Origin of the sequence: Peptoniphilus genitalis, assembly GCF_023614525.1 — a bacterium.
In the GTDB taxonomy this organism is placed as follows: Bacteria; Bacillota; Clostridia; order Tissierellales; family Peptoniphilaceae; genus Peptoniphilus_A; species Peptoniphilus_A genitalis.
The window spans coordinates 1,344,324-1,358,176 of record NZ_CP097885.1; the positions used below are offsets into that span (position 1 = coordinate 1,344,324).

At 33.5% G+C, this 13,853-nt stretch carries 17 protein-coding genes and 1 tRNA gene; 13 read left to right on the plus strand and 5 right to left on the minus strand.

Going from position 1 to position 13,853, the window contains the following annotated elements:
- Nucleotides 1–117: 117 nt before the first annotated feature.
- The 5 genes from secA to M9426_RS06335 all read left to right on the plus strand — a co-directional run bounded on the left by secA (nucleotide 118) and on the right by M9426_RS06335 (nucleotide 6,776).
- Nucleotides 118–2,856, plus strand: a complete 2,739-nt coding sequence (secA, locus tag M9426_RS06315) for a preprotein translocase subunit SecA (protein WP_148465217.1) — start codon at nucleotides 118–120, stop codon at nucleotides 2,854–2,856.
- A gap of 473 nt (nucleotides 2,857–3,329) precedes the next feature.
- A complete protein-coding gene (locus tag M9426_RS06320; RefSeq protein WP_250341679.1) occupies nucleotides 3,330–4,424 on the plus strand; it encodes a dipeptide epimerase in 1,095 nt (364 codons plus the stop codon).
- A gap of 52 nt (nucleotides 4,425–4,476) precedes the next feature.
- Entirely contained in the window at nucleotides 4,477–5,658 is a 1,182-nt protein-coding gene (locus M9426_RS06325) for a DUF819 family protein (protein ID WP_148465222.1), read from the plus strand.
- A 25-nt stretch (nucleotides 5,659–5,683) separates the two neighbouring features.
- Nucleotides 5,684–6,472 carry a serine hydrolase gene (locus tag M9426_RS06330; RefSeq protein WP_250341680.1) on the plus strand — a complete coding sequence of 263 codons (789 nt, stop codon included), beginning with the start codon at nucleotides 5,684–5,686 and terminating at the stop codon, nucleotides 6,470–6,472.
- Between the two features lies 1 nt (nucleotide 6,473).
- On the plus strand, nucleotides 6,474–6,776 hold the full coding sequence (locus M9426_RS06335; RefSeq protein ID WP_250341681.1) for a DUF3870 domain-containing protein: 303 nt from the start codon (nucleotides 6,474–6,476) through the stop codon (nucleotides 6,774–6,776).
- Between the two features lie 214 nt (nucleotides 6,777–6,990).
- Here M9426_RS06335 and M9426_RS06340 read toward each other — a convergent pair whose 3' ends face one another.
- Nucleotides 6,991–7,614 carry a PepSY domain-containing protein gene (locus tag M9426_RS06340; protein WP_195443466.1) on the minus strand — a complete coding sequence of 208 codons (624 nt, stop codon included), beginning with the start codon at nucleotides 7,612–7,614 and terminating at the stop codon, nucleotides 6,991–6,993.
- Between the two features lie 185 nt (nucleotides 7,615–7,799).
- Here M9426_RS06340 and M9426_RS06345 point away from each other — a divergent pair, with 185 nt between their 5' ends.
- Together M9426_RS06345 and M9426_RS06350 are read left to right on the plus strand one after the other, a co-directional pair.
- Nucleotides 7,800–8,477: a GntR family transcriptional regulator gene (locus M9426_RS06345; protein WP_250341682.1), complete on the plus strand. Its 678-nt coding sequence runs from the start codon at nucleotides 7,800–7,802 to the stop codon at nucleotides 8,475–8,477.
- A gap of 83 nt (nucleotides 8,478–8,560) precedes the next feature.
- Nucleotides 8,561–8,636: transfer RNA gene (locus M9426_RS06350), tRNA-Lys, on the plus strand.
- A 125-nt stretch (nucleotides 8,637–8,761) separates the two neighbouring features.
- On the opposite strand, the gene M9426_RS06355 is transcribed toward M9426_RS06350, so the two are convergent.
- The 4 genes from M9426_RS06355 to M9426_RS06370 all read right to left on the minus strand — a co-directional run bounded on the left by M9426_RS06355 (nucleotide 8,762) and on the right by M9426_RS06370 (nucleotide 11,877).
- Nucleotides 8,762–9,775, minus strand: a complete 1,014-nt coding sequence (locus M9426_RS06355; RefSeq protein ID WP_250341683.1) for a tyrosine-type recombinase/integrase — start codon at nucleotides 9,773–9,775, stop codon at nucleotides 8,762–8,764.
- A 134-nt stretch (nucleotides 9,776–9,909) separates the two neighbouring features.
- Entirely contained in the window at nucleotides 9,910–10,848 is a 939-nt protein-coding gene (locus M9426_RS06360; RefSeq protein WP_250341684.1) for an SAP domain-containing protein, read from the minus strand.
- 12 nt (nucleotides 10,849–10,860) lie between these two features.
- Nucleotides 10,861–11,430: an ImmA/IrrE family metallo-endopeptidase gene (locus M9426_RS06365; RefSeq protein WP_250341685.1), complete on the minus strand. Its 570-nt coding sequence runs from the start codon at nucleotides 11,428–11,430 to the stop codon at nucleotides 10,861–10,863.
- Between the two features lie 78 nt (nucleotides 11,431–11,508).
- Nucleotides 11,509–11,877: a helix-turn-helix domain-containing protein gene (locus M9426_RS06370; RefSeq protein WP_250341686.1), complete on the minus strand. Its 369-nt coding sequence runs from the start codon at nucleotides 11,875–11,877 to the stop codon at nucleotides 11,509–11,511.
- Nucleotides 11,878–12,036: 159 nt separating this feature from the next.
- Between M9426_RS06370 and M9426_RS06375 the strand changes: the two genes are divergently transcribed.
- The 6 genes from M9426_RS06375 to M9426_RS06400 all read left to right on the plus strand — a co-directional run bounded on the left by M9426_RS06375 (nucleotide 12,037) and on the right by M9426_RS06400 (nucleotide 13,850).
- The gene (locus M9426_RS06375) at nucleotides 12,037–12,246 is read left to right on the plus strand and encodes a helix-turn-helix transcriptional regulator (RefSeq protein ID WP_250341687.1); all 210 of its coding nucleotides are present in this window, start codon (nucleotides 12,037–12,039) and stop codon (nucleotides 12,244–12,246) included.
- A gap of 26 nt (nucleotides 12,247–12,272) precedes the next feature.
- Complete coding sequence (locus tag M9426_RS06380; protein ID WP_250341688.1) at nucleotides 12,273–12,473, plus strand: helix-turn-helix domain-containing protein; 201 nt, start codon at nucleotides 12,273–12,275, stop codon at nucleotides 12,471–12,473.
- A 1-nt stretch (nucleotide 12,474) separates the two neighbouring features.
- Nucleotides 12,475–12,654: a hypothetical protein gene (locus tag M9426_RS06385; RefSeq protein ID WP_250341689.1), complete on the plus strand. Its 180-nt coding sequence runs from the start codon at nucleotides 12,475–12,477 to the stop codon at nucleotides 12,652–12,654.
- Nucleotides 12,655–12,663: 9 nt separating this feature from the next.
- Nucleotides 12,664–12,849 carry a hypothetical protein gene (locus M9426_RS06390; protein ID WP_010242877.1) on the plus strand — a complete coding sequence of 62 codons (186 nt, stop codon included), beginning with the start codon at nucleotides 12,664–12,666 and terminating at the stop codon, nucleotides 12,847–12,849.
- A gap of 73 nt (nucleotides 12,850–12,922) precedes the next feature.
- Nucleotides 12,923–13,576, plus strand: a complete 654-nt coding sequence (locus M9426_RS06395; protein ID WP_250341690.1) for a hypothetical protein — start codon at nucleotides 12,923–12,925, stop codon at nucleotides 13,574–13,576.
- A 58-nt stretch (nucleotides 13,577–13,634) separates the two neighbouring features.
- Nucleotides 13,635–13,850 carry a hypothetical protein gene (locus M9426_RS06400; protein WP_250341691.1) on the plus strand — a complete coding sequence of 72 codons (216 nt, stop codon included), beginning with the start codon at nucleotides 13,635–13,637 and terminating at the stop codon, nucleotides 13,848–13,850.
- Nucleotides 13,851–13,853 lie beyond the last annotated feature (3 nt).

Below are 13,853 nucleotides of genomic sequence, written 5' to 3' on the forward strand. Positions count from 1 at the left end.
ATATTGACATTAAATAATAGTAACAATATAATTTATAGAGATATATTGAACGGGATTTTTATTGTAAAATATGCCATTTAATGATAGAATAATACGTCAGGTAAAAGGAGTGGTAAAATGGGTTTAATGGAAAAGATTTTTGGTACCTACAGCGATAGGGAACTGAAAAAGATCGAGCCCCTAGTTAATAAAGTTATGAGTCTCGAAGGCGAGATGGAAAAACTTTCTGATAATGAGCTTAAAGAAAAAACTGAAGAATTTAAAAATAGAATTAAGAATGGTGAAACAACTGATGACTTACTTCCAGAAGCTTTTGCTGTTGTAAGAGAAGCTGCTTGGAGAGTCCTAGGCATGAAGCATTTTAGGGTTCAAGTTATTGGTGGTATTATTCTTCACCAAGGTAGAATCGCAGAAATGAAAACTGGTGAAGGTAAGACACTTGTTGCTACACTACCAGCTTACTTAAATGCCCTTGAAGGTAAGGGTACTCATGTTGTTACTGTCAACGACTACTTGGCTAGTCGTGATAGGGACTGGATGGGTAAGGTTTATGAATTCCTAGGTCTTAGTGTTGGATGTATTATCCACGACATGGATCAAGAGGAAAGACAAGCTGCTTACAATTCTGATATCACCTATGGTACTAACAACGAATTTGGTTTCGACTACCTAAGAGATAACATGGTTATATATAAGGAAGAAATGGTTCAAAGAGGACTTCACTTCTGTATAGTCGACGAAGTTGACTCTATCTTAATTGATGAAGCGAGAACACCTCTTATTATTTCTGGTCAAGGGGATGAATCTATTGACTTATATGTTAGAGCAAGAGATTTTGTTAACACTCTTAGCCACAGAATTAAGTCTCAAGATGAAATTGATCTTGAAAGATTTAACAGGGAATTCGAAGAAGAAACTGTTGACTATGTAATAGATGAAAAAGATAAGACTGCAACTCTTACTGATAAGGGTATTACTAAGGCTGAAAAATATTTTGGCATTGAAAACTTATCTGATGCAGCAAATATGGAATTATCTCACCACATTAACCAAGCTCTTAAGGCAGCAGGTACAATGCACAGAGACATTGACTATGTTGTAAAAGATGGCGAAGTTATTATTGTTGATGAATTTACAGGCCGTCTAATGTACGGTAGAAGATACTCTGAAGGTCTACACCAAGCTATTGAAGCAAAAGAAGGACTAGAAGTAAGAGCTGAATCTAAAACTCTTGCAACAATTACCTTCCAAAACTACTTCAGAATGTATGACAAGCTTTCTGGTATGACAGGTACTGCCATGACAGAAGAAGGCGAATTTAGAGATATTTATAATATTGACGTTGTTGAAATCCCAACAAATAAACCTGTACAAAGGGAAGACGACAATGACCACATCTATATAAATGAAGATGCAAAGTTCAAGGCAGTTACAAGAGAAATTGCTGAAGCACATGAAAAGGGACAACCAGTCCTAGTTGGTACTGTATCAATTGACAAGTCTGAAGCACTTTCTAAATATTTAAAACGTGCAGGCATTAAGCACAACGTCTTAAACGCCAAAAATCACGAACAAGAGTCTGAAATAGTTGCTCAAGCAGGTCGTTTTGGTCAAGTTACTATTGCCACAAACATGGCTGGTCGTGGTACCGACATTGTACTTGGTGGTAACCCAGAATATCTTGCAAAGAAAGAACTTAAGAAACAAGGCATGGAAGAAGAAATGCTTGAATACGCAGATTCATACTTCAAGACTGATGATCCAGAAATCATAAAGGCAAGAGAAGACTATCAAGCTCTTGTTAAAAAGTTTAAAGTTGAAACTGACAAGGAAGCTGAAGAAGTTAAAAAAGTTGGCGGACTTAGAATCATTGGTACAGAAAGACATGAGTCAAGACGTATCGACAACCAATTACGTGGTCGTTCAGGTCGTCAAGGAGACCCAGGTTCTTCAAGATTCTACATCTCAGCTGATGATGACTTAATCAGACTATTCGCTGGGGACAGATTCAAGGATACAATGCTTAAACTTGATCCAGCAGAAGATGAACCAATTGAACACAAAATTCTTACAAGACTAATCGAGTCAGCTCAAAGAAAAGTAGAAGGTAACAACTTTAGTATTCGTAAGAACGTCCTAAAATATGACGACGTTATGAATAAGCAAAGGGAAGTAATCTATGCAGAAAGAAGAAGAGTTCTTGAAGGCGAAAACCTAAGAGACGACATCATAGCAATGAGAAATGATGTAATCGACAAGACAATTGACTTCTACAACAAGCTAGATGACAACAACAAGAACTATCTTGACTTTGAATCAATAAGAAACTTTGGTGTAACTACTTTTGACTTCGAAGAAGACTTCTTAAAGAAGCTTGAAAATCCTACAGTGGATTCATTAAAGGCATACTTCAAAGAACTTGCTGATGCAAAATACCTTGAAAAAGAAGAAGAATTTGGCGAAGAAAAATTCAGAGAAATCGAAAGAGTTGCCCTTCTTCAAAATGTTGACCAAAAGTGGATGGACCACATCGATGCAATGGATCAACTAAGAAAGGGAATTGGACTTCGTGCAGTTGGTCAAACTGACCCAGTAAGAGCCTACGCAGAAGAAGGCTTTGACATGTTCGAAGCAATGAACGAGTCAATAAAAGAAGACACAGTTAAGATGCTTTACCACGTAGTTAACCCTGAAAGAGTACAAAGAGTTAGAGTGGCAAAGGAAGTTGAAACTGTAAATCCTGATGACGGAAAACAAAAACCTTTCGTTAGAAAAGAAAAAAAGGTTGGAAGAAATGATCCATGTCCATGCGGAAGTGGAAAAAAATATAAAAACTGTCACGGAAAATTTGAATAAGATTTAATATAAACTCTGGTAGAGATGCCAGAGTTTTTTTATTTGTCTTTATAAGAATATGAAAGTTCTATTGTTTAATAAGTATTAAGATAAATTAAAAAAATAAAGAGGCATTGATTAATAAGTCTTAAGACAGATAAAAAAATAAAGGGCGATTGATTAATAAGCTTAAAGACAAATTAAAAATTAAATTTCGATTGATTATAAAGTCTTAGGACATATTAAAAAATTAAAAATCTTATACAAAAAAAATTTAAATTTTTCAAACTTCAACGCGTTATCATATTGACAAAATTTGCGAATGATAGTAAAATGTTTTCACAAATATATATTAACTGCTTCATTTTGCATGAGCTATTACAGTAGATCAAAAAGCTTTATGAGACCCAGTAAATAAATACTTTTTATTTTGCTGGGTTTTTTTATATTGTTTTTTAGTTTTGTTATTTGAAGTTAGGAGAAGGAGGTAAAAAATGAAAATTACAGATGTAAAATTAGGAATTTTATCTGTTCCCTTGAGGGTGCCCTTCAAGACAGCCTTGAGGTCCGTTAACAGCGTAGAAGACATAATAGTGGAGATCCATACCGACACAGGTCATATTGGTTATGGTGAAGCACCACCAACAGGAGCAGTAACAGGAGAGACACAATACTCAATCATAGGAGCCTTCAAAGACCACATAATAAAAACAATTCTTGGTAGAGACGTAGATGATTTCGAAAATCTAATGATGGCTCTAAACTCTTGCATAGTTAAAAACACAAGTGCAAAAGCAGCATGCGACATGGCCCTTTGGGACTTATACGGTCAGCTACATAAAATTCCTGTCCACAAACTAATGGGAGGCTCAAGGAAGAAGATCACTACAGACATAACAATATCTGTAAACGATCCAGAAGAAATGGCAAGAGATGCCATAGACGCAATAAAAAGAAAATACGACACCTTAAAAGTAAAAGTAGGAATAGATCCTAGCTTAGACGTAGCAAGACTAGATGCCATAAGAAAAGCAGTGGGACCAGACGTAAGAATAAGAATCGACGCCAACCAAGCTTGGACACCAAAAGAAGCAGTGAGAATCTTAGACTCCATGCAAGAAAAACTACTTGACATAGAATTAGTAGAACAACCAGTAAAAGCTCACGACTATGAAGGCCTAAAATATGTAACAGACCATTCAATAGTCCCAGTCCTTGCAGACGAAAGTGTATTCTCAGCAGAAGACGCCATGACAATCCTAAACATGAAGGCAGCAGACCTAATCAACATAAAACTAATGAAGTGCGGCGGCCTTTACAATGCTCTAAAGATAACAAGCATGGCAGAGCTATGTGGAGTAGAATGCATGATAGGTTGCATGCTAGAAGCAAAAATATCAGTAAACGCAGCAGTCCACCTAGCATGTGCAAAACAAATCATCACAAAGATAGACCTAGATGGACCGGTCCTATGTTCTGAAGACCCAATAGAAGGCGGAGCAGTCTTCAATGAAAAAGAAATTACTGTAAATGATGACTATGGACTAGGAATAAAATCAGTAAGAGGAATAAAATACCTAGACATATAAAGAGAAATCATAAAAATAAAAAGTAAAAATAATAAAAAGAAAGGAGTAAATTATGGTTATCACAAATGGATTTACTTATATAGCATTCTTAATGTTTATAGCAGGAGCACTACTTGCCCTAGAAAAATACACAAAATGGAAAATATTTAATGTAGTACCACCACTAGTATTCATATATGTATTAAACATGGTATTCTGTACAATGGGTTTATACGCATCAGATGCATGCTCAGACACATACTCAGCCCTAAAGAACAACCTACTATACGCAATGATCTTTGTAATGTTACTACGTTGTGACTTTAAAAAACTTGCAAAACTTGGTGGAAGAATGGTAGCAATCTTCCTAGGATGTTCACTAACACTATTCATAGGCTTCCTAATAGGATATCCAATATTCAAACATGCCCTAGGAACAGACACATGGGCAGCAGTGGCAGCCCTATTCGCATCATGGGTTGGAGGATCAGCCAACATGGCAGCAATGCAAGCAGCCCTACCAGTAGATGCAGGAGCTTACTCATGTGCCCTAGCACTTGACACAGTATGTTACTCACTATGGATAGCCCTACTATTACTAGCAGTAAGATACGCACCAAAGTGGAACAAGGCAACAAAAGCAGACACATCAAAACTTCAAGCAGTAGCAGACGCTGCAGCAGCAGAAGTTGCAAAAGAAAAAAGAAGTGCAGACTCAGCAGATTGGATATTCCTAATTGGTCTATCACTAATAGTATCAGCATTATCACAATTTGTCGGAGCAAAACTATCAGAAACATTAACAAACGCAGGCTTAGCAGTATTTGATAAGGGAACAATAACAACCCTATTTGTAACAGTACTTGGACTAATCTGTGCATTAACAAAAATTGGTAAACTTCCAGCAGTAGAAGAACTATCCAACGTATACCTATACGCAGTAGTGTCCCTACTAGCATCAACAGCATCAGTAGTAGACCTAATCTCTGCACCAATGTGGGTAGTATATGGAGTATTTATCCTAGTAGTACACGTAGTCTTAATGTACCTACTATCAAAAATCTTCCACTGGGATCTTTGCATGGTATCAACAGCATCCCTTGCAAACATAGGTGGATCAGCATCAGCGCCAATAGTAGCCTCTGCTTATGACGCATCCTATGCAGGTATAGGAGTCCTAATGGGAGTATTAGGAGCAGCAGTTGGTAACTTCTTTGGTATTGGAATGGGACAAATCCTCAAGCTATTGAGCTAGAGATAATAGAAAAGAAAGTATTCATATGATAAACTATAAGGGATTACAAAATAAAATAGAAAATATAGTTGAAGAGAGTTCTGCAAATATTTCTGTATCCTTTTACGACTTAGACCTTGGAGAAGGATTTTCCATAAATGGAGACAAACAAGTTCCTTCAGCAAGTATGATAAAGCTTTTAATCTTGTTAAAGGCCTTTGATGAATGTGCTAAGGGAAAACTTAATCTTGAAGACACCATAGGTCTTGATGATTATGAAAGAGTTGATGGATCAGGGATATTAAAGGAACTTTATAGGAACCACAAATTTTCTATAAGAGAGCTCTTGACTCTTATGATAATTGTAAGTGACAACACAGCCACAAATATTTTAATAGATCTTCTTGGAAGAGAAGAAATAAATAAAATTGGTCATGAACTTGGACTTGAGAAGACAATTCTTCAGAGGAAGATGATGGATTCTCTTGCAAAGGAAAGGGGCCTAGACAACTTCACTTCTTCAAATGAAATTTTAAAACTTTTAAAAATGATTTATGAGAAGAATTTTATTAATGAAGACTACTCTGAGCTTGCTCTTGATATTCTTTTGAGGCAGCAGGAGAGAGATAGGCTTCAAAGATACCTTCCAGAAGATTTAAAAATTGCAAATAAGAGTGGCGACTTGGATAATTTGGAAAACGACGGTGGAATATTTTTTACAAAAAATAAAAATTACATCCTAGTTGTTTTAGTAAACCAAGCAGAGTCCAATGTCCTTGCAAAAGAGATTATAGGAGAGATTTCTCTAAAAATCTATAAGGAAATTGGAGAATAAGATGAAGAATACTTTATATCTCACAGGAGAAGCTAGGACAAGTTCAGACAATGCCATCACAAAAATTTATGGAGTCTTTTACTTGGCCTTCGAAGTGGATGAAGATGGGAAAATTATTGATTCCGACAGCAATGCAACCCTTGAACTAACTCGGAAGTTTATAAAGGATATTTTTGCTGGCAAAAACATCAAGGACCAGGAGATAATCACCGACGAAATCCAAAGAAGATACAATGCTTCTTCTACTAAGGCAATAATCTCTGCTTACAAAGATGCCTTACAGAGATATAAAAATTTAAAATAAGATCTAACTACCCTTTCATTAGAGAGGGTAGTTTTTTATGTCCCATTGAAAGATAAAAGTTTTAAGTCAAAAGAAATTTGAAATAAATTTTAAAAAGTACAAACTCATTAATGGTTAGAAAATAAAATTAAAGAGACTTAACAAATATACTTGCTAATAAAAAAATTCAACAAAAAAAAGAGGGACGAGCCCTCTTTAAAATTTAAAACTTATCTTACATATCTTTTTCTATAAGCTTACCTGTTTCATAGTCGTAAGTGTAAGAGATATCTTTAGTTCCGTTAACGACTTCAACTGTTACTACATACTTGCCGTCTTCGAATTCAACTTCGTATTCTCCAGCTTCAAAGCCTTGTCCAGCTTCCTTTAAAGCTTCGTCCATATACTTGTCAACTGCTTCAATCATATTTAATTGAATGTCAGCTGTCTTAGCTGAAGTGTTTTCTGCTTCGAACTCATCCTTCACAATGTCACCAGTCACTGCGTCCACTGTAACTTCGTATTCTTTTTCAGCGTCGTAGCCGCTAACCTTGTAGTAAGCTTTTCCGTTTTCAACTTCAAGTTGGAAAGATTCAACCTTTGCGTCAGCATGAAGTTTTTTGAAACCGTCAAAAGCTATTCCTCTATCTAAGTTTGCAACTGCACCCTTATTAATAGCTGTTTCTTCCTTTGTTTGAGCGTCAGCAGCCTTCTTGTTTGCATTTTTATTTGCGTTTGCTTCAACAGCTGCATTATTTTTTGCATTAGGATTATCTGCTTTTTCATTCTTTGGACCACAAGCAGTAAGTGTTAGTGCAAGTCCTAGTCCAAGTGTTGTCATTAAAATTTTCTTATTCATTATATTCCTCCAATTAAAGTGTGTTTTAATTTTGCCTACAATTATGTTACCCGAAATGGCAAGGTATAAACATTTGGAAAAGCATGAAATATTGAAAATAAACGTATAGCAAACTACCAACTTTATGGTATAATGAAAAAAGAAAATTTCCTAGACTGAAGGAAAACATTTTTAGGATGTAGGAGGTGAGATTTTTGGATGTAAAAGCTAATAAAAAGTCTCTTAGCAATATGGTCTATAGGGATTTAAAAGAAAAAATATTGAAGAACAAATTACTTCCAGGGGATAAGCTTATTGAGATGGAAATCGCTTCTAAACTCGACGTTTCTAGGACACCAGTAAGAGAAGCCTTGAAAAAGTTGGAGAAGGATGGTCTTGTTACAAGTTTTCCAAGAAAATCTTATATTGTTTCAAAAATTTCTGTCAAGGAAGCCAAGAATCTTTATATAGTTAGAAAATCTTTAGAACCTCTTTGTGTTGAACTTTTAGCAGAGAAGGGATTGACAGATAAAACAAAGTACTTCGAAGAAGTCAACGAAGATCTTAGGATCGCCATTGAAAATGGTGAAGAAGAACTTGCTCAAAATCTTATTATTGAATGGAACATGGCCCTTGTAAGGTCACTTAACAATGAAATTCTTATTGAGGTAATGACTATGGTCAATAAGAGACTTTACAGGTTTGGTAATTTTATTTTCAGAGACAAGAAAAATTACAAGAGACACTACGACAACTTGCAAAAAATTTATAAATTAATCGAAGAGAAAAAACCTAAAGAAGCTAGGAAGGCTAGCGAGAGAACAATTGAAGTAATTTACGAGATGTTTGAAGAGCAAGCTGACTATAGAATGTTTAGAAAATAATTAAAAAAAACACTTGACAGGAGTGTTTTTTTTAATTATAATTATTTTTGTTGTACTGATGGTACACACAAGTTAATACTCATGCACCTTTAGCTCAGTTGGTAGAGCAACTGACTCTTAATCAGTGGGCCTACGGTTCGAGTCCGTAAAGGTGCACCACTTAAAAGCTTGTAATCTCAATGGTTACAAGCTTTTTTATTTGCTTTCTAAAATATCAAGAATTCGCCTGAATTCGCTTGAATTTTTATAGATAACGCACAAATAACGCACAAATAACGCACAAATTATTTTGCTAGTTGTTGCATTTCTTTTTGAAGTGCTTCTGTTAGATCTCCTATATAATATTTTTCTGTTGTTTTAAAATCTTCGTGTCCCATAATTTTTTGTAAAGTGACCATATCCATTCCCATTTTTTGAAATTCTGTTGCTCCAGTCTTCCTACATTTGTGAGGGGTTAGTTTTTGAAGTCCTAATTCTTCTATTACTTCATAGTGCCTATCTAAGTAATATCTGTAACTTACTTTTTTTCCTTCCATAGACACTAAATATTCTGATCCTTGTGTTGCCATAAGTTGTTTTATGAAAGGCTTAATTTTGTAGTAGATTGGAATGTATCTATCTGTTCCTGCTTCTGTTTTTCCACCTGCTATGATGTAGTTTTCGTCAAGATGTACATTAAATTTTGTGACATTTAATAGTTCACTTGGTCTCATACAAGTATAAATCATTACTACCATTACTTTTGCCCAGTAATTATTCTTTGCACTTTCAAATAGTTTATTTATTTCAAATTCACTAAAAGTTGCATTGTTAGGTTTTGGTTTGTCAGGTAAAATGATAAATTGAGCATAATTTTTGCTTATTAAGTCATCTTGCATGGCTATTTTATATAGTTGTGAAGCTAATACTTTTACTTTGTGGACTGAAGAGTAGCTTTTACCTTCGTCTAAAAGATTATCAACTATATCTTGTATGTGTCTTGACTTGATTGTGTCTATGGGCTCATCTTCTAAGTCTTCAAAGTAATTCCAAGTTGTATAGTACATATCTTGTGTTTTTTGTGCTTTATGTCTTTTTGTGATCATAAAGCTTTCAAATATTTCTGATAGTGGTGGTTTACTGTCTTGAGGTTCACTTTGATTGTAATCAGATAGCATAGTAAGGCCCTCTGATTTTGTTTTTGCATATCCCACTGTCTTTTGGTTGCCGAACTTATCGGCAGGAGCTAATATCCTCCATGGTTTTCTTCTATTGCCAGAAAGTTTATATACACTTCCATAGCCATTGGGTAATCTCATAATCTTCCTCCTAGTTATTAACTAGGCTATGTGATATAATTATTTTAGGTTATAGCGGTAATCTCATAGCCTTCCCTTATTCTATGGCAGTAGAATAGGGGATTTTTTATTCATTTTATTCTTTTTTTTCTCACTCATATTAAGTCTTCATCAAGCAATAAATTTATCAATTCTTTATTATCTGTTATATAGTCTAAATTTTTTCTTATTATATCTTCCTTAAGATCTAAATTACTTTTTGTTATAGAATCGATGGTTGGGTTAATATTATTTGTAATTAATCTATCAATTAATTCAGTTTTCTTACCCGATAATTTTAAGTTGTTTTCTCTTAATAAGTTCTTTAATTCATCAACTTTTAATGACTCAAAGCAAAGATAATCATATAAATTAGCGGTTGGTAATTCTAAGCAATACTCATAGATATTATCTAAATTCTCAACAATACGATCTCTATAAGAAAAACGAGCATTATTACTATTATGACAATTTAACCAAGAGTCTTCGAAATACAGTTTTCCACCTTTGCCTTTTGAAAAACAGAACTTTTTGAAGTCGTCGAATGCTAAAATACTTTTTACTGTGTCTTCTATAAAATTACTCTCCATAAAAGCGTAAATTAAATTTTCGTATTTTTCTATTTCATTCTTATATTTAAAGAAGAAATTAAAGTCTAGTTCTTTCTCACTTTCTGTTCGATGAAATTTTGGATTATAAGATCTATCCGTTTCTTTTTCTGGAGATTTTTTCGTATATGTTTCTGGAAGGTTATTATTTTTATATGGAGTATCAGTGCCTGATTTTATTTTATTTATATTCTCCATAGCTTTAGCTTCTTTTAATTCAGCTTTCTTATTATAATAATCGGGATCAACTTTTAGTTTCTTATCTTTCTCTTTTTTAGATGCCCATAGACCAATTTTTATCAATAAAATGGAGGGTACCAAAAAGATCATTGTTCCGATAACATATTGTGCAAATTGAGTAGCTGCTTTAGCTGTTACTAAAAAACTAATTGCAAATAATAAAGAGAATATGAAGCATAGGACTTTTAATATTGTGTATCTGTTCATTTTGACTCCTTTCTAACAAGAATTCTTTAAAATCAGAGAGTGTTTTGAGTACTGAATAACATCATTTATTGACATTACTTTATTTTCTTCTATTATTCTGCTGAAATTCTCCATCTCATCTAAAAACCTCTTTCTTTGCTCGTAAGCACTGTAGCTAACTCCATATAAGTCCAGGACATAATTTGGCGGGAATTTTGCAGTCTTATACATAATTTCTCTAGGCATTAAGAGTTCTCCTGCAAAGGCATCTGCAGATTTTTCTTTTACATAATCACTTAGATATTTATACTTTGTGTGATGCTGCAGGAAGATGTGACCTAACTCGTGGGCCAAGGTAAATCTTTGACGGGATAAGTCATAATTTACATCATCAAGTGCTATAAGATATCTTTTTGTCTTGGCATTATAGATACTATAACCATCTAAACCTAAGAGATCTTCTTTTTTTATCTTAATATCTTTTCTATATTTAATAATATCTTCCACATTTATAGGTAGTAACTGTTCTTCATATGTAATTTTCTTGTGAACACAGTGTGCCATGCTAACTGCATAGCGTATGTTATAGTTTAAATTATTCATATTACAAACCTTAGTTCTTTTTTAGATAAAAAATATATAGGGATTTTCTCCCTTATATATTTCTAAACTTATTAAAATTTATTTTTCATCATCTTCAAAAAAAGTTGCTTTTATCATTCTTAGCATGACTTCTTTTTGCTCTGGTGTGAGGTTTTGGTTGGCTCTATAAAGCACAGAAATCCCCTCTGGAAATTCTTCTTCTAATTCTGAAACTTTAGAGTTTTCTTTAGAAACATTATATTTATTAGGTCTTCCAAGAAGGTAATCGAGAGAAACATTAAAATAATCTGCTATAAGAATTTTTATATCATCACTGGGAACTCTAACATCACTTTCATATTGAGATAGTGTAGAGTTTGCAATGTTTAATATCTTAGCTAATTCCTTTTGAGATAGATTATTTTTCTCTCTTAAATATTTTATTTTATTACCTAAAGTAGCAGCCATTTGTCACACCTCTTTCACTCTTTGTGAATATTATATAGTATAATTTGCAAAATGAAAATATTATTTCACAAAAAGTGAAAATAAGTATTGACTTTTGCTAATTGTGAATATATAATTAAATCAAAGTTCACATAGAGCAAACTGTTTGGAGGTGGTTTAGTGAAAAAAACATTAGCAGAAATAAGAGATGAAAGAAGAATGTCTCAAAAAGATATGGCTGACATCCTTGGAATCGCTGTATCTACTTACTGTCAGTATGAAACAGGGAAAAGAAATGTTCCTGCAGAAACAGTGGATAATATAGCACAAATATTGAATATAAATAAAGATGATATTTTTTTACCAACAAAGTTCACGGTTAGCAAATAACAAGGCTTAGAGAAAGGAGTTTTCTTATGTTAAATGATCTTACTTTAACTATAAAAGAGGCCGCTAAAATTCTTGGAAAGCCTGAGCAAACTATAAGGCTTGGGTTGCAGCAAGGGGTTTTACCCTTTGGAGCTGCAATCCTCAATGAGAAGCAGTACTCTTACATTATTTTTAAAAAGAAGTTGGAAGATTATGTAGGAAATGTTGAAAGTTATTTAGGAGGTTAAGATGAAAGCTTTAAGTGTTAGTTGGTACAAGATACCAGTTGGAATAAGAAGATTTTTAGGAATTTTAATTCTCGTTATGCTTGCATATTGGACTTTCACTTTTAGTGTTAAGTTAATTTGTTATCTCTTGTATGCAGGCACAAAAATTATAGACGGATTTTTTAAGTTTTTAGTAGGTTGAGGTGGAAAAATGAAATTAACAGATTTACATGAATTATTAGGTAAGGAAATAGAAAAATTAGCAGATGACACTGAAAAGAATGCTTTTGACATTGATAAGGCAAATGCTATTTCTAATATGGCTAAGCAAATAATAAACAATGCTCAAGTAATAATTAGGGCTGAAAAACAAAATGTTAAAACCGAAATTATATAGCTTAGTTTTTGTTAGTCCAGAGGATAGAAAAGAGTTTATTCTTAAGAACTTTAATAAACTTTCAGGACGAGAAATGGCAAGAAGATTAGATATGGGAAGTACCCGAGTATCAAAAATATTAAGAGAAAATGGAATCTACGCAGATGATTATATAAATGGAGTTAAAAAGTCAGATATTAAAAAAATAATGAACGATTATTCTGGCAAAGTGACCAAGATTGAACTTATGACAATTATAAAAGATAGATTAGGTCTAGATTTATCTTATTCAAGTATTAAGCTTTGGGGAAGAAGATTTGGATTTAAAACTATTAATCAAAAAGGGAAAGATGCTGAAACCAGATTCTTTATTGATGGAAACAAAGATAATTTGGCAGTAGATAACATATTAATGTTACCAAGCAATATTGGTTGTCATTTGCTCGGGAGAAACTTAACCGGCGACAGCTTGATGACTATGGCAAAGGCCTTAGAGTTACAAAGATTAACATACGATTTATTAGAATCTTGGATTGCAGTAAATATTGAAACTGGGGCTAAGGTAGAAACAAAGACCTTAAAAGAATTATCTGAAATTTGTGGATTTGCTTGTTCAAATGTTCATAAAAATAAAAGAGATTTTAATAGGTCTGTAGTCACAAAAGGTTGGATAGTCAGTAAACAATTTGGAAATTTAGAAGAAAAGGCAAATGAAAAAAGCCCTGCAGCGACTAAACAACAGGACTAAATAAATTATAAAGAAATATTTTATTTGCCTTTATTATACCACAAATAAGGGGGAAATTATGAAATTTAAAATAGAATTTGAACTTGATTTTACTAATAAAGAGATTTTAGACATGTTACTTGAAACTCATACTGTTGATGAGCTTACACAAAATGGTTACTGCTACACAGTTGATAAGATACTAAATAATTTTAACATAAACGGAACGCAGGAAGTAAGCAATATCAAGGTTAAGAGAATTACTGAAGACAATAAAGAAATTGCAGTGGCATAAAGG